Origin of the sequence: Thioalkalivibrio sp. ALE28 (genome assembly GCF_000377425.1) — a bacterium.
Lineage (GTDB): Bacteria > Pseudomonadota > Gammaproteobacteria > Ectothiorhodospirales > Ectothiorhodospiraceae > Thioalkalivibrio.
The window spans coordinates 41819-65173 of the sequence record NZ_KB898096.1 but is presented as its reverse complement, the minus strand read 5'-3'; the positions used below and the strand labels follow the sequence as shown (position 1 = coordinate 65173).

Sequence of the window (23355 nt, the reverse complement as noted above, 5' to 3'; positions counted from 1 at the left end):
GCATGCGCATTCTGGTTAGCAACGACGATGGAATTCACGCCCCGGGCATTCAGTGCCTGGCGACGCATCTGCGCCGGATTGCCGAGGTCCATGTGGTGGCGCCCGACCGCGATCGCAGTGGCGCCAGCAACAGTCTGACCCTGGTGCGGCCACTGCGCACGCGTCACCTTCAGGGGGGTGACGTGCAGGTGGACGGGACGCCGACCGACTGTGTCCACCTGGCGATCACCGGGCTGTTGCAGCAGGAACCGGACGTGGTGATCTCCGGCATCAACGCGGGTGCCAACATGGGGGATGACGTGCTTTATTCGGGCACGGTCGCCGCCGCCATGGAGGGGCGCTTCCTGGGGCTCCCGGCGATCGCGGTCTCGCTGGTGGGGCCGGACCTGCGCCATTACGACGCCGCCGCGAGCGTGGTGGTCGAGCTGCTGGACCGCATCAATCGCGTGCCGCTGCCGGCGGCCACCATCCTGAACGTGAACGTCCCCGATCTGCCGCGCGCGGAGATCCGCGGGGTCCAGGCCACGCGCCTGGGGCATCGCCACCGGGCCGAGCCGATGATCGCGGACGAGGACCCCCGCGGGCGTCCGATCTACTGGGTCGGGCCGGCCGGTTCGGAACAGGATGCCGGGCCCGGTACGGATTTCCATGCGGTGCGCGAGGGGTATGTCTCGGTCACGCCGATCCAGGTGGACCTGACCCGCTTTGACGCGATCGATACGGTAGGGCGCTGGCTGGACGATTCCCTGCCGGAGGCTGGGCATGGTTCCTGATGCCGCCGGCGCGGGCCTGACCTCGCAGCGGGCGCGCGATCGCCTGGTCCGGATCCTGGAGGGGCAGGGGATTCGCGATCCACGGGTCCTGGAGGCCGTGCGCAGCATCCCGCGCCACCTGTTCGTGGAAGAGGCTCTGGGGCACCGTGCCTACGAGAACACGGCCTTGCCGATCGGTCATCGCCAGACCATTTCCCAGCCCTTTATCGTTGCGCGGATGACCGAGGCCCTGCTGGAAGGTGATCGCCCGCGCACGGTCCTGGAGATCGGGACGGGCTCGGGCTATCAGGCCGCCGTGCTGGCCCAGATCGTGGATCGGGTGTTTTCGGTGGAACGCATCCAGGCGCTGAGCCGCAACGCGCGCGAGCTTCTCAGTCGTCTGGGGATCAACAACGTGAACCTGCGCCATAGCGACGGTGGGGAAGGGTGGCCGGAGAAGGGGCCGTTCGACGGCATCATCCTGACCGCCGCTCCCCGGGAGGTGCCGGAGGCGCTGCTGACCCAGCTGGCGCTGGGCGGCCGACTGGTCGCGCCGGTGGAGGGTCCGGACGGGCGCCAGCAACTGGTGCGCTACACCCGGACGGAGGAGGCCTACGTGCGCGACATCCTGGATGCCGTGATGTTCGTGCCCATGCTGCCGGGGGCCGAGCAGTGACGCGGGTGGCGCCCCTTCCGGGTGGGTGTGACTGAGCCGATGGTGGTGTGGCGCCGATGAAGCTCTTCGAGCCCCTATACGACCGGGTGATGGGATGGTCCCGTCACCCCCATGCGCCGCGCTATCTGGCCGGGCTTTCGTTCGCCGAATCCTCGTTCTTTCCGGTCCCGCCGGACGTGATGCTCGCGCCCATGGCGGCCGCTCGCCCGCGCTCGGCCTGGCGTCTGGCCGCGCTGACGACACTGTTTTCTGCCCTCGGCGGTCTGCTGGGTTACCTGATTGGCTGGCTGGCGTTCGAGTGGATCGGCCCCTGGTTGCAGCAGGTGGGGTATGGCGAGGAGTTGCGCCAGGCCGAGGCCTGGTTCGCGACCTGGGGGGTATGGGTGGTGCTGATTGCCGGTTTCTCGCCGATCCCCTACAAGCTGTTCACCGTCACCGCCGGGGCCTTGTCGATGGCCTTGCTGCCGTTCTTCATCGCCTCGCTGGTCGGGCGCGGGCTGCGCTTCTTTCTGGTGGCGCTGTTCATGGCCTGGGCCGGTCCGCGCGCGGAGCAGCACCTGCGCCCGTACATGGAACGCCTGGGCTGGGCCGCAGTGATCCTGCTGGTCGCGGTCATGGCGGTTTACCTGGTCATGGACTGACCGATGCGCCTGCACGCGGTTCAGGGGGTGCTGACGATCGTACTGCTGGCCCTGATCGTGGGCACGCTGGCCGGTTGCGCGGCGCGGGCCCCCAGCGGGAGCGGGGCCTCGATGCCGGATACGCACGTCGTGCAGCGCAACGAGACGCTTTATCGAATTGCCCAGCGCTATGGGCTCGAATGGCGTGACCTCGCGCGGCGCAACGCGATCGATGCCCCCTATTTGATCCACCCGGGTCAGCGCCTGCGGCTGCGGGGCGCCGCCCGCTCGTCCCCGCCCAGCGCGCCTCAGGCATCGTCCGCGCCGAGTTCGCGATCGTCCTCGTCCGGCAGTTCCGGGAGTGGCAGCAGCTCCAGCAGTGGGGCGTCCAGCTCGACCTCCAGCAGTTCGAGTTCCAGTCCGAGTTCGGCGCCTGCCGATCCGGGGGGCTGGCAATGGCCCGCGGACGGCCAGGTATTGCGCGGCTTCTCCAGTAGCGGCACGCGGCGAGGCCTGGCGATCGGCGGCGAACGTGGAGATAACGTCCGCGCGACGCGGGCCGGCGAAGTGGTCTATGCAGGCGGCGGTCTCGTGGGGTATGGTCGATTGGTCATCCTCAAACACGATGCGCGGTTCCTCAGCGCCTACGGGCACAACGATGAACTGCTGGTTTCGGAGGGTGACCGGGTGCAGGCGGGTGACACGATCGCGCGTCTGGGCTCGTCGGGGGCCGAGCGCCCGATGCTGCATTTCGAGATCCGGGTGGATGGGACGCCGGTAGACCCGACGCGCTATCTCCCGGATCGCTGAAACGATCAAGAGCAGGACACTACATGGCCAAGACCCGGCAGCCGGTGGACCCGGAACTGGATGACGAACGCCTGACCGAAGGCCCGGCCGAGGACGAAGACGGGGAGGCGCTGCCCGAAGATCTGGCCCGGCCGGTCGAGTCCATGCAAGCCCCCGAAGATCCTGAAGATGCCGAGGACGACGCGGCGCAGGTGGCCCCCGAGGTCACGGTTGGCCTTGAGCCGGAAACCGAGGCCCCCGTGCGGCCGAAGACCCTGCGTGATGCCCGGCCGGCCGAGCTGGATGCCATCCAGATCTACCTGCGCGATATCGAGTACCGCCCGCTGCTGACCCCCGATGAAGAACGCAAGTACGCCCGGCTGGCACGTCAGGGCGATGACGCCGGTCGGCGCCGCATGATCGAGTGCAACCTGCGGCTGGTGGTAAAGATTGCCAGGCGTTACCTCAACCGGGGGCTGCCACTGCTGGATCTGATCGAGGAAGGCAACCTCGGTCTGATGCACGCGGTCGAGAAGTTCGACCCGGAGCGGGGGTTCCGGTTTTCCACCTATGCGACCTGGTGGATCCGCCAGACCATCGAGCGGGCCCTGATGAATCAGGGGCGGACGATCCGCATTCCCGTGCATGTCAGCAAGGAACTGCGCATGCATGCGCGGATCGCGCGCAACCTGACCCAGGAACTCGGCCGCGACCCGAGCGAGGAGGAGTTGGCGCAGCGCCTCGGCAAGCCCGTGGCCGAGATCCAGAAGCTGCGCGCGATGTCGGAACCCTCGACCTCGATGGACCTGCCGTCGGGCCCGGACGGGGACCGCTCGCTGACCGATATCCTGGCCGATGCGAATGCCCCGGAGCCCTCTACACTGCTGGAGGATCAGGACCTCCACCATCTGGTGGAGGCCTGGCTGGCGGAACTCGATCACAAGCAGCGCGAGGTGCTGGTGCGTCGGTTCGGGCTGCACGGTTTCGAACGCTCGACGCTGGAGCAGGTGGGGTCGGAGATCGGCGTGACCCGCGAACGCGTGCGGCAAATTCAGATGGATGCCCTCAAGCGGCTGCGCAAGCTGCTCGAATCGCGCGGGATGAAGGGCGACGAGGTCCTGCCGAACTCCTGACCCGGGTTCCCCGGGCGGTGGTACGACTTACCCCTCGATGATCAGGGCCGCGGCGACGTCGCGGCCCTCCGCCATGATCAGGTTGTAGGTGCGGCAGGCCGCCGCGGTATCCATGATCTCCACGCCCAGCCCCTGCGCCCGCAGGTGTCGCCAGACCGCACGGTCCGGAAACCGCTGCAGCTCGCCGGTGCCGATCAGCAGCACCTCGGGCGGGGTGTCCAGTACGGCTTGCAGGTGATCCACCCGCAGCTCGTCCGCCGCCTGCACCGGCCAGTCGGTTTGCAGCTGGTGCGGGCGGACAATCAGGCTGCGGCTGTGGGCCACCTGATTGATCCCGACGCGACCGGTCTCGTAGCCGGTCACGATGTAGGACTCTTCGCTGGTGACTTCGGAGAACAGCATGCTGCGTACGCTACTCCGGCGCCGTGAATGACTCAAGAATGCGCGCCCTCACCAGAGGGCAGCGGCGCCCCGATTCGTTGACAGGTCCGGGCCCGGGTTATACTTTGGCGCGCTTTCCGGTGCGGCATCCGGAGGGGCCTTCAGGGTCCCGGAAAACAACCGCCAAGGCCCCAACCAGGACCCAGACCCGTGACCGACGTCTTCCCCCGTATCGAGCGCCTCCCGCCCTACGTCTTCAACATCGTGAACCAGTTGAAGGCCGAGGCCCGCGCCCGTGGCGAGGACATCATCGACTTCGGGATGGGCAACCCCGACCAGCCGACGCCGCAGCACATCGTGGACAAGCTGTGCGAGGCGGCCCAGCGCGGCGATACCCATCGCTACTCCGTGTCCAAGGGCATCCCGCGCCTGCGTCGTGCGATCACCCGCTGGTACAAGACCCAGTTCGACGTGGATCTGGACCCGGAGACCGAGGCCATCGTGACCATCGGTTCCAAGGAGGGCCTGGCGCACCTGGCACTGGCGACCCTGGGGCCGGGGGATGCCGTCCTGGTGCCGAACCCGGCGTATCCCATTCATCCGTATGGCTGCGTGATCGCCGGCGCCGATGTGCGCCATGTGCCGCTGACGCCGGATGTCGACTTCTTCGCCGAGCTGGAGCGCGCAATCCAGGACTCCTGGCCGAAGCCGAAGATGCTGATCCTGAACTTCCCGGCGAACCCGACCACGCAATGCGTGGACCTCGAGTTCTTCGAGCGGGTGGTGGCGATCTGCAAGGAACACGGCATCTGGATCGTGCACGATCTGGCGTATGCCGAGATCAGCTTCGACGGCTACAAGGCGCCGTCGATCTTCGAGGTGCCGGGTGCCAAGGACATTGCGGTGGAGTTCTACACCCTGTCCAAGACCTACAACATGCCCGGCTGGCGCGTGGGCTTCATGTGCGGCAATCCGACGCTGGTGGCCGCCCTCGCGCGCATCAAGTCCTACCTCGATTACGGGACCTTTACCCCGATCCAGGTGGCCGCGATCGCGGCGCTGGAAGGTCCGCAGGACTGTGTCGAGGAGATCCGCGAGTTGTACCGCGTGCGCCGGGATGTACTCTGCGACGGCCTCAACAAGCTCGGCTGGCAGGTGGAAAAGCCGAAGGCGACCATGTTCGTCTGGGCCCCGATCCCGGAACCGTACCGCGAGATGGGATCGCTGGAGTTCGCGAAGAAGATGCTGCGTGACGCCAAGGTGGCCGTCTCGCCGGGCATCGGGTTCGGCAACTATGGCGATGACCACGTGCGCTTCAGCCTGATCGAGAACGAACAGCGCACCCGCCAGGCGCTGCGCGGGATCAAGGCGATGTTCCGGGCCGACTCGATCCTCGCCGACGCGGCCGAGGAAAGCTCGGGTTCGAACGCCTGAGGCGCGCGGGCCGCGCTCCGAATGCAATCAACACCGGGCGCCGGACGGCGCCTGACGTCAAGGACAGCAAGGCTATGACGCCGGTAAAGATCGGAATTCTTGGACTGGGTACGGTGGGCTGCGGCACGGTGAACGTGCTCGCGCGCAACGGCACCGAGATCGCCCGCCGCGCGGGTCGCGATATCCAGGTCGTGGCGGCCGCCGCGCGCGATGTCAACCGCGAGCGGGAATGTGACTGTTCGCAGATTCGGCTGACCACCGATCCGGCGGCGGTCGTGAATGACCCCGAGGTCGAGGTCGTCGTCGAACTGATGGGCGGGACCGACCCGGCCCTGAACCTGGTGCTGGCCGCGATCGACGCCGGCAAGCACGTGGTCACCGCGAACAAGGCCCTGATCGCTTTGCACGGCAACACGATCTTCGAACGCGCCCAGCAAAAGGGCGTGATGGTCGCCTTCGAGGCCGCGGTGGCCGGTGGCATCCCGATTATCAAGGCGATTCGCGAGGGCCTGGCCGGCAACCAGATCGAATGGCTGGCCGGCATCATCAACGGCACCGGCAACTTCATCCTGACCGAGATGCGCGACAAGGGTCGCGATTTCGAGGACGTGCTGGCCGAGGCCCAGGCACTGGGCTATGCCGAGGCCGACCCGACCTTTGACGTGGAAGGCATCGACGCGGCCCACAAGCTCGCGATCCTGGCCTCCATTGCCTTTGGCATTCCGCTGCAGTTCGACCGGGTCGCGGTGGAAGGCATCAGCAACATCACCCGCGAGGATGTCGGTTTCGCCGCCGAGCTGGGCTACCGCATCAAGCACCTGGGTATCGCCCGGCGCACGCCCAAGGGCTACGAGCTGCGGGTACACCCCACGCTGATCCCGGAACGCCGGTTGATCGCCAACGTGGACGGCGTGATGAACGCGGTGCTGGTCAACGCCGACGCCGTGGGCCCGACGCTGTACTACGGTGCGGGTGCGGGCGCGGAGGCCACCGCCTCGGCCGTGGTGGCCGATCTGGTCGACGTGGTGCGTGCCCTGACCACCGATCCCGAGAATCGCGTGCCGCATCTGGCCTTCCAGCCGGATGCCTTGTCGGACAAGCCGGTGCTGGATCTCGCGGACGTCGAGACGTCGTTCTACCTGCGTCTGCGCACGCAGGACCGTCCGGGCGTGCTGGCCGACATCACCCGCATCCTCGGCGAGCACGGCATCAGCATCGAGGCGATCCTGCAGCGTGAACCGGATCCGGAGCGCGGCGAGGCGACGATCATCATGCTGACGCACAAGGTGCGCGAGGGTGCGATGAACGAGGCGATTACCGCGCTCGAGGCGCTGGATCACCTGCTGACCCCGATTACCCGTATCCGCATGGAAGGGCTGGCGCGCTGATCCCGGCGCCCGGACTGCAACCGCAACGACAGAGAACATCATGGCCTTTGGACACCGCTATACCGGACTGATCGAACGCTACCGCGACCGCCTGCCGGTGCATGACGACACCCGCATCATCTCGCTGGGCGAGGGCAACACGCCGCTGATCCGGCTGAACAACATCCCGCGTGATCTGGCGCGGGAGGTCGAGATCTACGTGAAGTTCGAGGGCCTGAACCCCACCGGTTCGTTCAAGGACCGCGGCATGACCATGGCCGTGACCAAGGCGGTGGAAGAGGGCTCGCGGGCGATCGTCTGCGCCTCCACCGGCAACACCTCCGCGGCGGCGGCTGCCTATGCCGCCCGCGCCGGGATCACCGCGTTCGTGGTGATCCCGGATGGCAAGATCGCGATGGGCAAGCTGGCCCAGGCGATGATGCATGGCGCGACGGTGATTCAGATCGAGGGCAACTTCGACGACGGCATGCGCCTGGTCAAGGAAGTGGCCTCCAACACCCCGGTGACCCTGGTGAACTCGGTCAATCCGTATCGCCTGCAGGGCCAGAAGACCGCCGCTTTCGAAATCGTCGAGGAGCTGGGTCGGGCCCCGGACTATCACTGCCTGCCGGTGGGCAACGCGGGTAACATCACCGCGCACTGGATCGGCTACAGCGAGATGGCGGCCAAGAGCAGTGACGACGTGACCGATGCCTGCGCCTATTGCAAGGGCCACTGCAAATATGCCGGAGGCGGCATGGTGGGTAACCGCCCGCATATGGTGGGCTACCAGGCCTCGGGCTCCGCGCCGTTCATGCGCGGCGCGATGGTGGACAACCCGGATACCGTGGCGACCGCGATTCGCATTGGCCATCCGCAGTCCTGGGACATGGCGTGGAAGGTGCGCGAAGAGTCGGGTGGCTGGTTCGATGAATGCCAGGACGACGAGATCCTTGCCGCGCAGAAGCTGCTGGCCGAGAAGGAGGGCGTGTTCTGCGAGCCGGCCTCGGCCGCATCCCTGGCCGGCGCCCTGCGCGACATCCGCGACGGCAAGATCCCGGAAGGCTCGACGGTCGTGTGCACGCTCACGGGCAACGGACTGAAGGACCCGGACACCGCGATCGCGCAGAGCGTGGTGCAGCCGACCAAGGTGCCGGCCGAGCTGGACGCGGTCTCCCGCGCGATTCGCGACAACCTGAGCTGAGGCCACGCCGTGCCGGCCGGCCTCAGGGCTTGCTGCGCAGGTCCAGGTCGAACAGGGTGTCACCCCCCAGTCGGAAGATCCGGCAGGGCGGGCGCAGGGCCTGATCCAGCGAGTCGATCTCCGGCAGCGTGACGCCGGGGCGCCCGGACCCGATCAGCATCGGTGCGATGGTGAGGTGCAGACGGTCCAGGGTGTCGGCCTGCAGGAAGCGCGAAACCGTTTGCCCGCCACCCTCGACCAGCAGGCGGTGCAGGCCCATCTCCGCCAGCCGCCCGCGGATCTGTGCCGGGTCGAAGCGCCCGTCGTCCCCGGTGGGCATCTCCAGGCATTCCACGTGTTCGGGAAGCCCGCAGGGGCCGTAGCCGGCCGCGTGGAGGACGAGCGTGCGGACCTCGGCATGGCGGAAGACATGGGCATCGGCGGGGATGCGGCCGTCGGGGTCCAGGATCACGCGCACCGGATTCGGGCCCTCGGTCTTGCGCACGGTCAGACGGGGGTCGTCCGCGACCACGGTTCCGGCGCCGACGATGACGGCATCCACCAGGGCCCGCAGGCGGTGCAGGCGCTCGATATCCTCGGGGCCGGTAACGTAGTGCGAATGGCCGCTGGCAGTGGCGATGCGTCCGTCCAGGCTTTGCCCGAGCTGGGCCACGGTGATGCTGGGCGCCTCGACGATCGGGCCGTAGAGATCCAGCAATTCGTGGGCACCCGGCGCCAGGGGCCCGGGCAGGGGGCAGCACCCGGGATCGGCCCGCTGGGCCAGCAGCCAGCGCCAGGCTTGTTCCTCGGTGACCGGATATGCCGTCATGCTGCAAATTCCGGGGTTACGGGACCGCGACCGGCCAGTTGGGGTAGGCTAGGGGCCGATCTCCCGCACGCGTAGCCGATCAGTCCCGAATCCGGCAGGTTCCTGATGACACGTCTGGAGTATCCGGGGCTCGCCTTCGGGGAATTCGCGGGTTGCGGGCGGGTCATAAACAAAACTCCCTATGGACGTACCCGATGCACAACGCCGATCGCGGGATCTTTGATCTGCGCCGGGGCCATCCGGTCCTGGTAAGTGGTTCGCAGTCGAGTGTACTCGTTGCGGCCGTCGAGGGTCTGACCCCCGTTCTGCTGGATCGTTTGACCCACATGACCGGGGCGTCGCCTCGACTGATTCTAACTGCGCACCGGGCCTCTGCAATGGGCTGGGCCCAGCCGCTGCAGGAAGGCTGGGAGGGCGTGGCCCTCGAGTTCGCCCCGGACACCGATCCCGAGGCGCTGTTTACTCTGGCCAGTGCCCCCGAGGCCTCGAACGAGGCCGGACACCCCGATGCCGCCCTCGGCCAGCCGACGGTGACGCGGGCATTGCCGGCGGAAGTCGCCGCCCTGGAACTGGTGCGGGCGGGTCGCCTGTTGCCGGCGGTGGTGGCCGCCCCGGTGCCCGAACCGGTGCCCGAGGCGATACAGTCGGCGCTTGCCGATGGCATGTTCCTGGATGTAGACGAGCAGGAGGCCCGGGCCGTGGCCCAGCATCCGCGGCTGGAGCTGGCCTACGTCAGCGAGGCCCCCGTGCCGCTCGCGGATGCTCCGGTCACGCGCTTCATGCTGTTCCGCGAGGGTAACGGGATTCTGGAGCATGTGGCCGTTTTGATCGGCGAGCCCCGGGACTGGCCCGAGGCGGTCCCGGTGCGACTGCATTCGGCCTGCCTGACCGGCGATCTGTTCGGCAGCCTGCGCTGCGACTGCGGCGACCAGTTGCGGCTGGGTGTGAAGACCATCAACGAGTCGGGTGGGGGCGTGCTGCTGTACCTGGCGCAGGAAGGCCGCGGCATCGGGCTGGCCAACAAGCTGCGCGCCTACACCATGCAGACGGCCGGTCTGGACACCATCGACTCCGACTGCCAGCTGGGCTTCGAGGCGGACGGGCGGCGCTACGATGCGGCCGTGGAGATGCTGGAATTCCTGGGTATCGATACCGTCCGTCTGCTGACCAACAACCCCGGCAAGATCGAGGCGCTGCGGGCCGGCGGCATCGACGTGGTGGCGCGCGAGCCGGTGCACGGCAAGCTGAATCCGCACAACCTGCGCTACCTCAGCACCAAGGCCGACCGCGGCGGTCACTGGCTGCAGGAACTGCTGGCCTCGGAGGCCGAGCGCGGCTGAGGGACCGGTCAGGCGCGCAGTTGCGCCAGATCGAAGCGGGCCGTGTCCCGGATGGCGGCGGCCAGGATTCCGGCATAGTGCGCCACCAGGCGTTCGCCGAGGTCCGCGGTCGCCGCGCGGGCATCGCCCACGACCCCTGAGTGATTGAGGTCCTGCGCCATCCAGGCGAAGGACGCGCGGCCCTCGGGTTCCAGCACCTCCATTGTCTCGGCCAGCGTGGCCCCCAGCGACGGCGCGTCCGCGGCCGCGTCCATGTGGACGGTCTCCGGCGCGAGGAAGCGCATCAGCGCGGTCTCGATCAGCCCTCCGTGCAGGCCGTGGCGGAGTTCCTCGGCCGGGATGCCGAATTCGGACGACGGGGGCTGGGTGAAGTAGTGATGCTTGACGACCAGCATGCTGTGCGCTCGGCGCAGCTCCAGCGCGGCCAGGTCGCAGATCGCGGTGTTGCCGCCGTGGCTGTTCACGATCAGCAGTCGGCGAAGACCGCTTCGCGCTACGCTCTCGCCAAGATCACGCAGCAGGGCCAGCGCGGTCTCGGGGCGCAGGGTCAGCGTGCCAGAGAAGTCAGTGTGTTCATGACTGGTAGCGACGGCCACGGGCGGAAGGACGACCCGCGGCAGATCCTCCGGAAGGGTCTTGCAGGCCGCCTGCAGGAGACCGAGGCCGATGCGGTAGTCGGTGTCCAGCGGGAGGTGCGGGCCGTGTTGCTCGATCGCCGACAGGGGCAGGAGCGCAACGGCGTCGCGCGCGGCGAGTTCGGCGATCCCGGCGCTTGTACGGTCCTGCCACCAGAGGAGGTCTCGGGCACTCATGCGTCCAGCCTTGCCGCCTGGGGGCGTGGCGTCAAGCGACAGGGCGGCGGGCATAGAGATCGCCCGAACCCAGGCGGTCGCCGTGTGCCTCCAGCCAGGTCAGGATTTCCGCGCCGGACTGCCATTGGGCAAAGCGGTACCGGCGTTGTTCGCCGGGGATCAGGTTGTACTCGTAGGTATCGAGCGCGTCCAGTTGCCGGAGGCAGTCGCGGGTGACGTCCAGCGCACCGGCGACGAATTCGAACGAGAGGGCCGGGACCGCGTGGGTGAGTCCGCGCAGGACCTCGGCCTCCAGGCCTTCGACATCGATCTTGCAGAAGGCGGGGGTGCCGTATTCCTCGATCAACTGGTCGAGGGTGACCATGGGGACCGTGATCTCGTCGTCCCAGTGCACGTGCTGGAAGCTCCGGTTGTGGTTGCGCAGCGATCGGACCCAGGGGCGCGAAGCCGAGGAGACCGTGGGGTGGCGCCGGCTGATCTGCAACTGCGCGGAGCCGGGGCGCGGCCCGGCGACCTCGCGGCGGATCGCGATACCCGGCCGGCCGCGCACGGCGCGCCGCAACCAGGGCAGGAGCTGGGGCTGGGGTTCCAGTGCCACGACCCGGGCGCCCAGGGCGGCAAAGGCCAGGGTGCGGTCGCCGACGTGGGCCCCGATGTCGAACACCAGGTCGCCGGGCTGGACCAACGGGGCATACATGCGCTGCAGGCCTCGCTGCCGGCCAGGGCGGCGGTAGATGATCAGCGAGCGCAGGACACCTATCGCCTGGTCCAGCCAGGCCATGCGGGAAGGGCTTTGCGGGGATGTATTCATCCCGGCAGGCTAACCGAGCCGGGGCCACGGGGGAACGCCGGCGGTCTAGCAGAGTCTTCAGGAGGGTTGGCCGTTACGTGCCTGGCACGAGCGGCCGGGTAGAACGGGCGGGACGAGGAGCGATGCATGAATGCAGGATTTCGGATGCTGAAACGGCTGGTTTCTTCGGGTCTGCTGGCCGTTTCGCTGGTGAGCGTTGCCCAGGCCGGTGATGACTGTGCCGCCGCTGGCGTCTGGTCGGCGCCGGGCGGCGAGCGGCTGGATACGGCCGAGTTGTATGCCGACCTGGCAAGGCGTGATGCGGTCCTGCTGGGCGAGCGCCATGACCGAATGGATCATCATCGCTGGCAATTGGCGACCCTGGCGGCACTGCATGGGTATCGCCCGGACCTGGTGATCGGCCTCGAGATGCTGCCGCGTTCCAAACAGCCGGTCCTGGATGCCTGGGTCGCGGGCGAACTGGACCCGGAGGCCTTCCTGGAAGCGAGTGGCTGGTATACCCACTGGGGTTTCGATCCCGACCTGTACTGGCCCATCCTGCACTTCGCCCGTTTGCATGACGTGCCCCTGCTGGCGCTGAACCTGGAGCGGGAGTCGATCCGGCGGCTGGGCCATGAAGGCTGGGACGCGTTGGACGAGGAGGCACGCGACGGCGTGTCCGCCCCGGCCGCGCCCAGCGACGGGTACCGCGCGTATCTGGAATCCGTATTGGAACGCCACCCGGCCGGGATGGGGCCGGATGCGGAGCGCTTTGTCGCGACCCAGGTGGCCTGGGACCGCATGATGGCGGGCGCCATCTCCGCGCATCTCGAGGCGGGCGGCGAGCGTCCTCCGCTGGTGGCGGCGATCATCGGCTCGGGGCATCTGGAATACGGCTACGGGGTACCCCACCAGCTCGCCGATCTGGGCGTGACCGACACGGCGGTGCTTTTGCCGCGTGAGCCCGGGGAATGCGCGGAAACCGACCCGGACCTGGCGGATGCCGTATTCGGGGTCCCGCGCGACGATCGATTCGAACTTTCGGGGGCCCTGCTTGGGGTACACCTGGAGGCCGATGACCAGCCGGGTATTCGCATCCTGCGGGTCCAGCCGGACTCGGTGGGCGAGGCCGCCGGCTTGCAAGCGGGGGACCGCGTCCTGCGGGCCGGGGACCGATCCATCCGCGCGGCGAGCGACCTGCAGCGCGTGGTGCGGGCCGTCGCGCCCGGTACCTGGCTGCCCCTGGAGATCGAGCGCGAGGGCGAGCAGCTCGAGCGGGTAGCGCGTTTCCCGCGCGGGGACTGAACCATGCGAACCGGCTTGCTTGCGGGCGTCATCATCGCCGTAGGACTGCTTCTGGCGCCGCTCCCCGGCGCGGCCTCTGTTGCCGGGGTGGTGGTGCAGGTGGAACTGGATCCCGGCCAGTCGCGGCTGGAGGGCCGCTTCGAGGCGGACCCGGCGCAGGTGGATCCGGCCACTCTGCGGCGCTTCCGGCTCGATCCGGGGATTGCCGTGGACGCCGTCTCGCTGGGCGGGCACCCCGTCGACTTCGAGCGTAGCGGAGATGGCTGGCTGGAGCTGGCGCGCGCGCCGGAGGCCGATGCCGGCGCCCTGGTGATTCGCTACGGCGCACGTCTGCCCGCACTGGACGATGCGCGACCCGGAAGCGGATTCCTGGCCCCGGAGGGCGGATATCTGCCGGCGGGGGCGGACTGGTATCCGCGCCGACCGGAGCAGGAGCCGCATGCCGTGCGCATCGAAGTGACCAGTCTCGGCGGCCATCGGGCGGTCGCATCCGGCTCGCAGGTGGCGGAGGAGCGCGAAGGCGACCGGTACCGCACGACCTTCGAACACCCGGCGGGACGCGCGCTGGCCGTGGCCACCGGACCCTGGGACGCGGTCGAGCAGGAGGTTGGAACGGTCACGGTGCGCACGCTGTTTCCGGCTCGCCTGGAGGCCGAATTCGGCGCGACCTATCGCGAGCAGGCGGCAGGCTATATCGAGCGCTTCAGCCAGGCGATCGGGCCATATCCCTACGACACTTTCACCATCGCCGCGAGTCCGCGGCCGGTGGGGCTGGCCTTCCCGGGTTTTACGCTGATGGGCGAGCGCGTGATTCCGTTGCCGTTTATCCCCCATACCTCCCTCGGACACGAAGTGCTCCACGCCTGGTGGGGGACGGGGGTGTACGTGGACGCCTCGGGCGGCAACTGGTCGGAAGGGCTGACCACCTTCATGGCCGATTACCAATTCAAGCGTGATCGTGGTGAGGGGCGTGAGGAGCGCGGGCAGTGGCTGCGTGACTACGCGGCCCTGCCCATTGGGCAGGACCGGCCACATGGTAGCTTCCGGGGCGGGAATTCCGGCGCCGCGCGGATTGCCGGGTATCACCGCGGAGCGATGCTGTGGCGGATGCTGGAGGACCGGATTGGGGAGGAGGCCCTGCGCGCCGGCGTGCGCGAGCTGTATGCCGAGTGGCTTTTTCGCGAGGCCGACTGGGCGGCCGTGATCGAAGCTTTCGACCGGGAGACGGAGGAGGACCTGCGCCCGTTCTTCGAGCAATGGATCGAACGTGCGGGGGCGCCGACGCCGGAACTGGCCGCGCTGCGGCTGGAGCCGCGCGGGAACGGGTGGCAGGTGACGGGGCAACTGCGTCAAGCGGATGACGACGACCCGTGGCACCTGCGTGTGCCGCTGGTGCTGAAGACCGAGGAGGGGCGCGAAACGCACTGGATCGAGCTGGAGAGCGTGTCCCGGCCAGTTTCGATCAAGACCGACAGGCGGCCGCGGGCGGTCGCCGTCGATCCGGACTGGCGGCTGTTCCGGCATCTGGCCGATGGCGAGTCGCCGGACATCCTGCGCCAGGGCGCTCTGGATCCGGATGTGCGGGTGTTCCCGCTCGGGGATGCCGGGGCCGCGGAGGTTGCGCCCTGGCTGGGGCGTGTGCCCGAGGTCGCGGAGGGCATGGGGGGCACGCGGATCCTGCTGGGCACGCATGCCGCCGTGGCGGAATGGCTGGACGTGCGCGGGCTCGCACCGGAGCCTGCGGCCGTGGAACCGGGCCTGGAAACGGGAACCAGCGCCCGGGCCTGGACGGTCCCCGGCACGCAACTGGTGGTGATCAGCGGCCCGGATGCGGAGGCCCGGCGTAGTGCCGCGGCCGCCTTGCGCCATCGGTCGCACTATAGCTATCTGCTAAGGACCGCAGGCGGGGACTGGGAGACGGGCCTCTGGTCGCAACCCGGCATCTGGCAGGAGCTGGCCAATGACGACTGAGTTTCGACTCGATCCGCGGCTCGTCGCGGATACCTGGGCCGTGGCGGAGTGGCCGCTGTCCAGCGTCCGATTGATGGATCACTGGGACTACCCCTGGTTCATCCTGGTCCCGCGGCGCCCCGACCTGCGGGAACTGCATGCACTCGCGGTGGAGGATGCCACCCAGCTGGCCCGCGAATCGCGCGCCCTGGCCCGGGCGATGGAGCAGGCCTTCGTCCCGCGAGCGCTGAACGTGGCCAAGCTGGGCAACATCGTGGAGCAGTTGCATCTGCACCACGTGGCGCGCTTCGAGGGGGACCCGGCGTGGCCCGGCCCCGTCTGGGGTGCGCCGAAATCGCGGGGTCTGGAAACACAAGAGGCCGAGGATCGCGTCGCGCGGGTCCTCGGCCTCGTGGAAGACGTCGGCGGTTAGGCCGGCGTCTTGCTTCAGGGTATGCGTCAGAAGCGGTAGCCGACGTTCATCCCGAAGGTCCAGGGGTCGATGTTGACGGTACCGAGATGGGCGCCACCCAGCGACACGTCGGTGTCGATGTCGATCCAGCGCACTTCGGCATTCACGAACCAGTTGTCGTCCACCGCGAAGTCGATCCCGGCCTGCACCGCGGCGCCCCAGGAATCATCCAGGTCGAGGCCATCGGGTTCGTCAAAGAAGTAGGTGTAGTTGATGCCGGCACCGACATACGGGCGCACCGCGGACCCGGTGTTGAAGTGGTACTGCAGGCTCAGGGTCGGCGGCAGGTGGCGGGTGCTGCCGATGTCGACGCCACCGACGTTCAGGTTGTGCTTGAACGGGATGGCGACCAGCAGCTCCAGGCCCAGATTGTCGGTCATCATGTAGGTGATGTTGCCGGAGGGACGGGTGTTGGAACCGACGTCTACAGCCGCGTCGCCCAAACCGGCTAGAGTTCCGTTGTCGGACTTGGGGGCCACGTGGGTCAGGCCGCCGCGCAGCAGCCAGTCGCCGGCGGAGACGTCGGCGTTGGCGGCGGTGGCGTGGGCCGGGATCAGGGCGGCGGGGGCCAGGAGGCCGGCCAGCGCCAGGGAGCGGAAGGTCAGGGTGTGTCGCATGTTCGGTTCCTCCGAAGGCGTGATGGTCGTTCGGAGGTACTATCGCGCCGCGCGTATCAGCATTCGTTGATGCAGATCATTTCCGCTGATGGTTTTCAGAACGGCAGTCGCTGGCCCTCGAAGTCGTGGAAACTCCCGGACTGCTCGGCGTCCAGCCGGTCCAGAACATCCAGCAGGCGGCCGGTTGCGTACTCGGGGCTCAGCACCTCCGGCGCGCGGGACCGATACGGCTCTGAAAGCCGGGTGGCGCAGGTGCCGGGCTGCAGGGCGACCACGACCGCCTGACGGTGGCTGAACCGCAGTTCCAGGGCGGTGGTCCGCACGATCTGGTTGAGTGCCGCCTTGGAGGCGCGATAGCTGACCCAGCCGCCGAGGTGATTGTCCTCGATGGAGCCGACCCGGGCCGACAGGGTGGCCAGAACCCCCTTGCGATTGCGCGGGAGCAGCGGTGCCAGGTGCTTGAACAACAGCGCCGGGCCGATGGCGTTGATGGCGAAGGCTCGGGCCATGACGGCCGGATCGAGGTCGCGCAGGCGCTTCTCCGGGCCCTGGCCGTCGATGGTCAGGATGCCGGTGGCATCGAGGATCAGGTCCCATTCCGGTGCCTGCTCGCGCAGCCAGGCGGCGGCATGTTCGATACTGGCCTCGTCGAGGAGATCCACGGGCGGGTCGCTGTGGCGACCGAGTGCGACTACCTGCGTGCAGTTCGGGTCCTGTTCCAGGTGTTGCACGAACGCGGCACCGAGGCCGCCCGTGGCGCCGACCACCACGGCGCGATAGGGTATCTGCAGGGATTCCATACACCCTGCGACCGCCAGGCGGGGAATTGATTCCGGGGTCATATCCCGGGAAGGGAGCGCATGAACTTTCTCCACACCCTGGGTCATGCGGCGCGCAATCTCGCGCCCATCGTGATCGTGGTGGCGGTGTTCCAGGCGCTGGTGCTGCGTACGGTGCCGGATGGCCTGCTGTCCATGGTGGTCGGGCTGGCCATCGTGGTCTTTGGCGTGGCGCTGTTCCTGCAGGGTCTGGAGATGGGCATCTTTCCCATCGGCAAGAACCTATCGAATGCGCTGGCCCGGCGGGGTTCGCTGCTGCTGCTGATGGCGTTCGGCTTTACCCTTGGCTTTGCCACGGTGATCGCGGAACCGGCCCTGATCGCGGTCGCGGAGCAGGCGGAGCTGATCAGCGAGGGGCGGATCGAGGGATTCGTGCTGCGCCTGATCGTCGCGTTGTCAGTCGGGGCCGTGGTGGCGCTGGGGATCCTGCGCACGGTGCTGGGCCACCCGCTGCACTGGTACATCCTGACCGGCTACGTGCTCGTGGTGCTGGTCACCTTCTTTGCCCCGGAAGAGATTGTCGGTCTGGCCTACGACTCCGGCGGGGTGACCACGAACATCGTGACCGTGCCCCTGGTGGCGGCTTTGGGTTTGGGGCTGGCCGCCTCGATCAGCGGGCGGAATCCGCTGCGTGACGGCTTCGGGCTGGTGGCGCTGGCCGTGATGGTGCCGATGATCACCGTGCAGCTCTACGGCATCATCGTGTTCACCGGCGCCGATATCGGGGCGCCGACCAACGCCGAGACCGCCGCGATGGATCCGGACACGGATTTGCCGGGGGCCGAGGGTCACTGGCTGGCCACGATGGGCATGGACCTGCTGCTGATGCTGCGCGACGTGGCGCCGATCATCGCGGTGATCGTGGTGTTCCAGTATTTCGTGCTGCGCAAGCGCATCCCGTATCTGCCGCGGGTGATCTTCGGTTTCGTGCTGGTGGTGCTGGGCCTGTACGCCTTCGTGGTCGGGCTCAAGCTGGGACTGTTCCCGATCGGCGAGAGCATGGCCGAGCAGCTGATCACCAACGAGCTGTTCCTGTGGGTTTATCTGTTCGCGTTCTCCATCGGTTTTGCCACCACGATGGCGGAACCGGCCCTGATCGCGATCGGCCAGAAGGCGGAGGAGGCGGCGCGCGGCTCCCTGCGCGGCGATGTGATCCGCATCCTGGTGGCGCTGGGCGTGGCCATCGGTATCACTATCGGGGTGCACCGGATCCTGGCGGGCGATTCCATCCACCACTACATCATGGGCGGCTACCTGCTGGTGATCGTGCTGACCATCCTCGCGCCGAAGCAGATCGTGGCGCTGGCCTTCGACCTGGGCGGCGTGACCACCTCGGAGGTGACCGTACCCCTGGTGACGGCACTGGGGATTGGTCTCGCGACGCACCTGGAGGACCGCAACGTCCTGATCGACGGCTTCGGCCTGATCGCGTTTGCGTCCATCTTTCCCATCGTCACGGTGATGCTCTACGCGATCGCCGTGGATCTGTACGAACGCTGGTTCACGCGTAACCAGGAGGAGTAGCGCAATGAGATTTTCCGCACTGGTGGCCGTCCTCTCGGATGACCTGGAGGAACAGGCAATCGCCACGGCCAAGGAGGCCGGCGCGGGTGGAGTAACCATCATGGACGCGCGCGGCATCGGGGCCGAGGCGCGCAAGACCTTCCTCGGCATGACCTACGAGGGGAGTCAGTCGGTCCTGTTGTGGGTACTGGAAAAGAAGGTGGCCCTGGGCGTGCTCAAATGCATCTCCAGGGAACTCGATCTGGCGAACGATCCGCGCGGGATTGCCTTTACGGTGGATCTTGCCCACCTGGCCGGTATCGGGCGCAACCAGATCGAGCAGTTCCAGGAACAGGTCAAGGAAGAACTCTGACGGAGACGATTATGCTGGTAAGCGAGATTCTCAGACCCAACGTGGTGACCGTGTCCCCCCTGGCGCCGTTGCGCGAGGCCATGCAGTTGATGCGCAAGCATGGCGTGAAGTCCCTGGTGGTGGAGAAGCAGCACGCCCACGATGCCTACGGCATCATCACCTACACCACGATCCTGAAGACGATCGTGGCGGAGGAGGGCGATATTGACCTCTCGAACGTCTATGATGTCTGCACCAAGCCCGTGATCACGGTGCCCGCCGAGATGGACGTGAAATATGTGGCGCGGTTGATGGTGAGCCAGGGGATCCGGCGGCTGGTCGTGCTCAAGGGCAACGAGCTCGAGGGCATCGTGACCACCAGCGACATCGTCGGCTCGATCCTCGAGATGGCCGATATGGACTGAACCCCGCCTTCGCGGACGAGTCCGATTCCTCGGCCGTACACTTCGCGGGGCCCGTCCCCGCGCCCATTCGTTTCCGGAAGGCCGTGCCATGCCGCCCATGTCGTTCATCGAGGGGTTCGAGAAACTCCGCCTTCTGGATGCGGCCATCGAGCAGTCGCACAACTCGGTGGTCATCACCGATGCCGATCTGGATGCGGGCCCGCGGATCGTCTACGTGAATGCCGGCTTCGAGCACATGACCGGCTACGATCGCGACGAGGCCCTGGGCCAGACCCCGCGCATGCTGCAGGGCCCGGCCACCTCGCGCGCGGTGCTGGACCGGATGCGGGGTGCCCTGGCCAGCGGGGAGTGTTTCGATGGCGAGGCCATCAACTACCGCAAGGACGGTTCCTGGTATCGGGTTCGCTGGCACATCTCGCCGGTGTATGCGGAGGATGACGACCGCCGGGTGACCCACTTCGTGTCGGTGCAGCAGGACATCACCGACGAACGGCGCCGCGATGACGAGATCCGGCTGCTGTCCACCGCGCTGGAGGTATCCGCGGACCCGGTCCTGATTACCGACCCCGAGGGCACCATCACCTACGTGAATGCGGCCTTCGAGGAACAGACCGGCTACAGCCGCAACGAGGCCCTGGGGCAGACTCCGCGCATCCTGAAATCCGGCCAGCAGGATGCCGATTTCTATCGCGAGATGTGGGACACGCTGAAGCGGGGGGATGCCTTTCGCGGCGAGTTCGTGAATCGGCGCCGGGATGGCTCCCTGATGCACATGGAGCAGAGCATCAGCCCGGTCACCAATGCCGGGGGCGAAGTAACCCACTACGTGTCGATCGGCAAGGACGTGACCGATCGGGTGCGCATGGAAGACGAGATCCGGCGGCTGGCGCACACCGACTGGCTGACGGGTCTGGCCAATCGTCTGAGTCTCGGCGATACCCTCGAGGCGGAGATGGAGCGCAGCCGACGCTACGGGCGTCCGTTGTCCCTGATCATGTTCGATATCGACCGCTTCAAGGACTTCAACGACGACTACGGCCACGAGACCGGGGACGAGGTGCTCAAGCGCCTCGCGGAAACCGTCCGCGGCGCCCTGCGCGAGGCGGATTCCCTCGGTCGCTGGGGCGGGGAGGAGTTCATGGTGGTGGTGCCCGAGACGCCCGGCGCCGGGGCCGAGGCGATGGCGGAGAAACTGCGCAAGGCGGTGGCCGCAATGGAAACACCCTGCCCGATCTCGGTGACGGCCAGTTTCGGTGTCAGCGAGATGCGCCCGGGCGATACGCCGAAGACGCTGGCCCGTCGGGTGGACGAGGCGATGTACCAGGCCAAGGAGTCGGGTCGGAACCGCGTCGTGCTGCTCTGAGCCGAGCACTCAAACCCGACACACCCCCAGCCAGCAAAAAGGGCCGACCCGAATGGGCCGGCCCTTTCGCTTTCAGCGGGCAATTTCAGGGACGATATGCGGGGCGCGGCGTCGCGCCCCAGCCGCGCCCGCGGCCTACGCGCGGCGGCGCAGGACCCAGATCTCCAGCAGTGCCCAGTCTTCGCCCGGGTAGTTCTCCTGTTCCAGCGGCGACAGCCGGCGGTGCCGGCTGGCGGTGCTGCCCACGAACTCCAGGTGTTCCAGCAGCAGGCGCTTGGTGGCGTCGGCCTTTTCCAGCGCGAAGGGGTTCAGGAAGTTGACGAGCATATAGCCCTCGCGCGGGGTCTCGGCGAAGGAGCGCACCAGCTTCTCGATGGCCGGCGGGTCGAGGTAGACCAGCGACGCGGTGGAGATCACGATATCGGCGTCGGCCATGGCCTTTTCGATCGCGGCCTGGGTCTCCGGCGCCGGCTGGTTCAGATCGGCCTCGAAGGTCTCGTCGAACAGCCCGGCGCTCTTGCCGTAGGCCAGGGCATTGCCGGAGATATCGATCCCGGTGGTCTTCATCGGCAGGCGGCGCGGCGCGGCGACGGTCTTGCAGGCCTGTTCGTCGGCCCAGTTGGCGCGGATCGCCTCGACATCCATGTTGTGGATGGCGGCCATGGTGGTGTTGCCGAAGCAGCAGCACAGGTCCACGTAGTTCAGGGGCTTGCCGGCGGCCGCCTGCTTCTCGGCCCAGGGGAGGATCAGCCGGTCGAAGGTTTGCCGGTTGAAGTCGTCGGAGATGTAGTCGAGCGCGTCGATGATGCGCTCCTTGAACGGTACCGGCGTCTCGGCGACGTAGATGTCGTCGAAATGCTGTTTCTTCTCCTCGGTCTTCACTTGCGGCTCACTCATCGGCTTTTCCTCGTTTGATCAACCCACCATGTTCGGGGGCATGCGCGCGGAACGTCAAGTAACGCTACTGACGCCGGTGATGCTGGCAGGGCCTCGCGCGGCGTTCCGGCTATGTATCATGAAGGAATACGCGGGAAGGGCTTGCGCGCCGTTGTCGCGAAGAATGCGGAAAAGGGACGTGAATGAAGATCGACTGTTTCAAGGCCTATGACGTACGCGGGCGGGTGCCGGATCAGCTCAACCCGGAGGTGGTAAGGGCCATCGGGCGTGCGTTTGCCGAGGAGATTCGGCCGGGGCGAACCGTGGTCGGCCACGATATTCGCCTGTCCAGCCCGGAACTGGCGCGGGCGCTGATCGAGGGCTTGACCGCGGGCGGTAGCGACGTGGCGGACATCGGTATGTGCGGCACGGAGGAGGTCTACTTCGCAACGGCGCACTACGGCGCCGGTGGCGGGATCATGGTTACGGCCAGCCACAACCCGCTGGACTACAACGGCCTGAAACTGGTGCGCAGCGAGGCGCGCCCGATCAGTGGCGACTCGGGCCTGCAGGCGATTCGTCACCGGGCCGAGCGGGGGGATTTCCGGCCCATGCCCAATGGGCAGATCCGGCATCTGGACCACCGGGGCGACTACGTGGCGCGGCTGCTTGCCTCGATCCAGCGCGAGGCCCTGCCGCCCCTGAAGATCGTGGTCAATCCGGGCAACGGCGGCGCGGGCCCGGTGCTGGAGGCGCTGGAGCCGCATCTGCCGTTCGAGCTGATCCGGGTCAATTTCGAGCCGGACGGTCGATTTCCCAATGGCATCCCGAACCCGCTACTGCCGGAGAACCGCGCCGCCACCGCCAATGCGGTGCGGACTCATGGCGCGGATCTGGGCGTGGCCTGGGACGGGGACTTCGACCGCTGTTTCCTGTTCGACGCCCAGGGGAACTTCATCGAGGGGTACTACATCGTCGGCCTGCTCGCGGAGGCCTGCCTGGACGGCCATGCCGGCGAGCGTATCGTCCATGATCCGCGCCTGACCTGGAACACCATCGAGATGGTGCGCGCCGCGGGCGGCGAGCCGATCCAGTCGAAGACCGGGCATGCCTTCATGAAAGAGCGGCTGCGCCTCGAGGACGCCATCTACGGTGGCGAGATGAGCGCGCACCACTATTTCCGCGATTTCTACTACTGCGATACCGGCATGCTGCCGTGGCTGCGAGTGGCCGAACTGATGGGGCGGCGCGAACAGTCCCTGGGCGAGATGGTCGCCGAGCGCATGGCCCGCTACCCCTGCAGCGGCGAGTTGAACTTCGAGGTGGAGGACGCCGCAGCGGCCAGCGAGCGCGTGCTGCAGGCCTACGCCGGGCAGGGCGGGGAGGAGGATCACACGGATGGCGTCAGCCTGGAATTCGCCGACTGGCGGTTCAACCTGCGCAGCTCGAATACCGAACCGCTGCTGCGCCTGAACGTGGAGACCCGCGCGGACCCGGCCCTGCTGGAGCGCCGCGTGGACGAGATTTCCCGCCTGATACGGGGTTAA

Annotated in this window: 24 protein-coding genes; 17 read left to right on the top strand and 7 right to left on the bottom strand. The window is 67.6% G+C overall.

Translation table 11 applies throughout. The annotated features are described in order from the left end of the window. The first annotated feature begins 2 nt into the window (after window positions 1–2). Genes surE through rpoS form a run of 5 tightly spaced genes read left to right on the top strand, consistent with a single transcriptional unit; the run spans window position 3 to window position 3970 of the window. Window positions 3–773 carry a 5'/3'-nucleotidase SurE gene (gene surE, locus D105_RS0105360; RefSeq protein WP_018875374.1) on the top strand — a complete coding sequence of 257 codons (771 nt, stop codon included), beginning with the start codon at window positions 3–5 and terminating at the stop codon, window positions 771–773. Then, entirely contained in the window at window positions 763–1428 is a 666-nt protein-coding gene (locus D105_RS0105355) for a protein-L-isoaspartate(D-aspartate) O-methyltransferase (RefSeq protein WP_018867401.1), read from the top strand. Before surE ends, D105_RS0105355 begins: the two co-directional genes overlap by 11 nt. A gap of 56 nt (window positions 1429–1484) precedes the next feature. Next, complete coding sequence (locus tag D105_RS0105350) at window positions 1485–2069, top strand: YqaA family protein (RefSeq protein WP_018867402.1); 585 nt, start codon at window positions 1485–1487, stop codon at window positions 2067–2069. A gap of 3 nt (window positions 2070–2072) precedes the next feature. Beyond that, the gene (locus tag D105_RS0105345) at window positions 2073–2858 is read left to right on the top strand and encodes a peptidoglycan DD-metalloendopeptidase family protein (protein ID WP_026279289.1); all 786 of its coding nucleotides are present in this window, start codon (window positions 2073–2075) and stop codon (window positions 2856–2858) included. Between the two features lie 23 nt (window positions 2859–2881). Further along, the gene (rpoS, locus tag D105_RS0105340; RefSeq protein ID WP_018867405.1) at window positions 2882–3970 is read left to right on the top strand and encodes an RNA polymerase sigma factor RpoS; all 1089 of its coding nucleotides are present in this window, start codon (window positions 2882–2884) and stop codon (window positions 3968–3970) included. Between the two features lie 27 nt (window positions 3971–3997). Here rpoS and D105_RS0105335 read toward each other — a convergent pair whose 3' ends face one another. Then, window positions 3998–4372 (bottom strand): Mth938-like domain-containing protein, encoded by a 375-nt coding sequence (locus D105_RS0105335; RefSeq protein ID WP_018875375.1) that lies wholly within the window; start codon window positions 4370–4372, stop codon window positions 3998–4000. Window positions 4373–4561: 189 nt separating this feature from the next. Between D105_RS0105335 and alaC the strand changes: the two genes are divergently transcribed. From alaC to thrC, 3 genes are all read left to right on the top strand, one after another. Then, window positions 4562–5785 carry an alanine transaminase gene (gene alaC, locus D105_RS0105330; protein ID WP_018875376.1) on the top strand — a complete coding sequence of 408 codons (1224 nt, stop codon included), beginning with the start codon at window positions 4562–4564 and terminating at the stop codon, window positions 5783–5785. Between the two features lie 74 nt (window positions 5786–5859). Continuing rightward, a complete protein-coding gene (locus D105_RS0105325) occupies window positions 5860–7173 on the top strand; it encodes a homoserine dehydrogenase (protein ID WP_018877755.1) in 1314 nt (437 codons plus the stop codon). A 40-nt stretch (window positions 7174–7213) separates the two neighbouring features. Then, complete coding sequence (gene thrC / locus D105_RS0105320; RefSeq protein WP_018877754.1) at window positions 7214–8356, top strand: threonine synthase; 1143 nt, start codon at window positions 7214–7216, stop codon at window positions 8354–8356. A gap of 22 nt (window positions 8357–8378) precedes the next feature. Here the strand turns inward: thrC and D105_RS0105315 are convergent, their stop codons facing one another. Beyond that, a complete protein-coding gene (locus D105_RS0105315) occupies window positions 8379–9164 on the bottom strand; it encodes a RibD family protein (protein ID WP_018877753.1) in 786 nt (261 codons plus the stop codon). A 194-nt stretch (window positions 9165–9358) separates the two neighbouring features. On the opposite strand from D105_RS0105315, the gene ribA reads away from it, so the two are divergent. Then, complete coding sequence (gene ribA, locus D105_RS0105310; protein ID WP_026279290.1) at window positions 9359–10504, top strand: GTP cyclohydrolase II RibA; 1146 nt, start codon at window positions 9359–9361, stop codon at window positions 10502–10504. 8 nt (window positions 10505–10512) lie between these two features. On the opposite strand, the gene D105_RS0105305 is transcribed toward ribA, so the two are convergent. Together D105_RS0105305 and D105_RS0105300 are read right to left on the bottom strand one after the other, a co-directional pair. Continuing rightward, entirely contained in the window at window positions 10513–11316 is an 804-nt protein-coding gene (locus tag D105_RS0105305; RefSeq protein ID WP_018877752.1) for a creatininase family protein, read from the bottom strand. Between the two features lie 31 nt (window positions 11317–11347). Next, window positions 11348–12127 carry an FkbM family methyltransferase gene (locus D105_RS0105300; RefSeq protein ID WP_038032756.1) on the bottom strand — a complete coding sequence of 260 codons (780 nt, stop codon included), beginning with the start codon at window positions 12125–12127 and terminating at the stop codon, window positions 11348–11350. Between the two features lie 126 nt (window positions 12128–12253). Between D105_RS0105300 and D105_RS0105295 the strand changes: the two genes are divergently transcribed. From D105_RS0105295 to D105_RS0105285, 3 genes are read left to right on the top strand one after another with little or no spacing between them, the layout of a single operon-like run. Further along, a complete protein-coding gene (locus D105_RS0105295; RefSeq protein ID WP_026280210.1) occupies window positions 12254–13411 on the top strand; it encodes a ChaN family lipoprotein in 1158 nt (385 codons plus the stop codon). 3 nt (window positions 13412–13414) lie between these two features. Continuing rightward, window positions 13415–15382 carry a M1 family metallopeptidase gene (locus D105_RS0105290; RefSeq protein ID WP_018877751.1) on the top strand — a complete coding sequence of 656 codons (1968 nt, stop codon included), beginning with the start codon at window positions 13415–13417 and terminating at the stop codon, window positions 15380–15382. Beyond that, a complete protein-coding gene (locus D105_RS0105285) occupies window positions 15372–15794 on the top strand; it encodes an HIT domain-containing protein (protein ID WP_018877750.1) in 423 nt (140 codons plus the stop codon). The genes D105_RS0105290 and D105_RS0105285 overlap by 11 nt, the downstream gene beginning before the upstream one ends. 26 nt (window positions 15795–15820) lie before the next feature. Here D105_RS0105285 and D105_RS0105280 read toward each other — a convergent pair whose 3' ends face one another. Continuing rightward, window positions 15821–16450: an OmpW family protein gene (locus D105_RS0105280; RefSeq protein ID WP_018877749.1), complete on the bottom strand. Its 630-nt coding sequence runs from the start codon at window positions 16448–16450 to the stop codon at window positions 15821–15823. Between the two features lie 95 nt (window positions 16451–16545). Beyond that, window positions 16546–17250: an SDR family NAD(P)-dependent oxidoreductase gene (locus D105_RS0105275; protein WP_018877748.1), complete on the bottom strand. Its 705-nt coding sequence runs from the start codon at window positions 17248–17250 to the stop codon at window positions 16546–16548. A 60-nt stretch (window positions 17251–17310) separates the two neighbouring features. On the opposite strand from D105_RS0105275, the gene D105_RS0105270 reads away from it, so the two are divergent. The 4 genes from D105_RS0105270 to D105_RS0105255 all read left to right on the top strand — a co-directional run bounded on the left by D105_RS0105270 (window position 17311) and on the right by D105_RS0105255 (window position 20932). After that, window positions 17311–18813 carry a DUF1538 domain-containing protein gene (locus tag D105_RS0105270; RefSeq protein WP_018867419.1) on the top strand — a complete coding sequence of 501 codons (1503 nt, stop codon included), beginning with the start codon at window positions 17311–17313 and terminating at the stop codon, window positions 18811–18813. Between the two features lie 4 nt (window positions 18814–18817). After that, on the top strand, window positions 18818–19165 hold the full coding sequence (locus D105_RS0105265) for a hypothetical protein (protein WP_018875386.1): 348 nt from the start codon (window positions 18818–18820) through the stop codon (window positions 19163–19165). 11 nt (window positions 19166–19176) lie between these two features. Further along, a complete protein-coding gene (locus D105_RS0105260; RefSeq protein WP_018145798.1) occupies window positions 19177–19569 on the top strand; it encodes a CBS domain-containing protein in 393 nt (130 codons plus the stop codon). 88 nt (window positions 19570–19657) lie between these two features. Continuing rightward, window positions 19658–20932, top strand: coding sequence for a diguanylate cyclase (locus D105_RS0105255; protein WP_018877747.1), 1275 nt, complete (start codon window positions 19658–19660; stop codon window positions 20930–20932). A gap of 135 nt (window positions 20933–21067) precedes the next feature. Here the strand turns inward: D105_RS0105255 and D105_RS0105250 are convergent, their stop codons facing one another. Then, a complete protein-coding gene (locus tag D105_RS0105250; protein ID WP_018877746.1) occupies window positions 21068–21829 on the bottom strand; it encodes a class I SAM-dependent methyltransferase in 762 nt (253 codons plus the stop codon). A 182-nt stretch (window positions 21830–22011) separates the two neighbouring features. Here D105_RS0105250 and D105_RS0105245 point away from each other — a divergent pair, with 182 nt between their 5' ends. Next, on the top strand, window positions 22012–23355 hold the full coding sequence (locus D105_RS0105245) for a phosphomannomutase/phosphoglucomutase (RefSeq protein WP_018877745.1): 1344 nt from the start codon (window positions 22012–22014) through the stop codon (window positions 23353–23355).

Excerpts from the sequence above, each read along its gene's own strand:
- D105_RS0105325 (WP_018877755.1), top strand. The coding sequence starts at position 5,860 with ATGACGCCGGTAAAGATCGGAATTCTTGGACTGGGTACGGTGGGCTGC.
- D105_RS0105245 (WP_018877745.1), top strand. The coding sequence starts at position 22,012 with ATGAAGATCGACTGTTTCAAGGCCTATGACGTACGCGGGCGGGTGCCG.
- D105_RS0105350 (WP_018867402.1), top strand. The coding sequence starts at position 1,485 with ATGAAGCTCTTCGAGCCCCTATACGACCGGGTGATGGGATGGTCCCGT.
- D105_RS0105315 (WP_018877753.1), bottom strand. The coding sequence starts at position 9,164 with ATGACGGCATATCCGGTCACCGAGGAACAAGCCTGGCGCTGGCTGCTG.
- D105_RS0105290 (WP_018877751.1), top strand. The coding sequence starts at position 13,415 with ATGCGAACCGGCTTGCTTGCGGGCGTCATCATCGCCGTAGGACTGCTT.
- surE (WP_018875374.1), top strand. The coding sequence starts at position 3 with ATGCGCATTCTGGTTAGCAACGACGATGGAATTCACGCCCCGGGCATT.
- D105_RS0105300 (WP_038032756.1), bottom strand. The coding sequence starts at position 12,127 with ATGAATACATCCCCGCAAAGCCCTTCCCGCATGGCCTGGCTGGACCAG.
- D105_RS0105265 (WP_018875386.1), top strand. The coding sequence starts at position 18,818 with ATGAGATTTTCCGCACTGGTGGCCGTCCTCTCGGATGACCTGGAGGAA.
- D105_RS0105270 (WP_018867419.1), top strand. The coding sequence starts at position 17,311 with ATGAACTTTCTCCACACCCTGGGTCATGCGGCGCGCAATCTCGCGCCC.
- ribA (WP_026279290.1), top strand. The coding sequence starts at position 9,359 with ATGCACAACGCCGATCGCGGGATCTTTGATCTGCGCCGGGGCCATCCG.
- D105_RS0105305 (WP_018877752.1), bottom strand. The coding sequence starts at position 11,316 with ATGAGTGCCCGAGACCTCCTCTGGTGGCAGGACCGTACAAGCGCCGGG.
- D105_RS0105285 (WP_018877750.1), top strand. The coding sequence starts at position 15,372 with ATGACGACTGAGTTTCGACTCGATCCGCGGCTCGTCGCGGATACCTGG.
- D105_RS0105275 (WP_018877748.1), bottom strand. The coding sequence starts at position 17,250 with ATGGAATCCCTGCAGATACCCTATCGCGCCGTGGTGGTCGGCGCCACG.
- thrC (WP_018877754.1), top strand. The coding sequence starts at position 7,214 with ATGGCCTTTGGACACCGCTATACCGGACTGATCGAACGCTACCGCGAC.
- D105_RS0105295 (WP_026280210.1), top strand. The coding sequence starts at position 12,254 with ATGAATGCAGGATTTCGGATGCTGAAACGGCTGGTTTCTTCGGGTCTG.
- rpoS (WP_018867405.1), top strand. The coding sequence starts at position 2,882 with ATGGCCAAGACCCGGCAGCCGGTGGACCCGGAACTGGATGACGAACGC.
- D105_RS0105250 (WP_018877746.1), bottom strand. The coding sequence starts at position 21,829 with ATGAGTGAGCCGCAAGTGAAGACCGAGGAGAAGAAACAGCATTTCGAC.
- D105_RS0105335 (WP_018875375.1), bottom strand. The coding sequence starts at position 4,372 with ATGCTGTTCTCCGAAGTCACCAGCGAAGAGTCCTACATCGTGACCGGC.
- D105_RS0105280 (WP_018877749.1), bottom strand. The coding sequence starts at position 16,450 with ATGCGACACACCCTGACCTTCCGCTCCCTGGCGCTGGCCGGCCTCCTG.
- D105_RS0105255 (WP_018877747.1), top strand. The coding sequence starts at position 19,658 with ATGCCGCCCATGTCGTTCATCGAGGGGTTCGAGAAACTCCGCCTTCTG.
- D105_RS0105345 (WP_026279289.1), top strand. The coding sequence starts at position 2,073 with ATGCGCCTGCACGCGGTTCAGGGGGTGCTGACGATCGTACTGCTGGCC.
- D105_RS0105355 (WP_018867401.1), top strand. The coding sequence starts at position 763 with ATGGTTCCTGATGCCGCCGGCGCGGGCCTGACCTCGCAGCGGGCGCGC.
- D105_RS0105260 (WP_018145798.1), top strand. The coding sequence starts at position 19,177 with ATGCTGGTAAGCGAGATTCTCAGACCCAACGTGGTGACCGTGTCCCCC.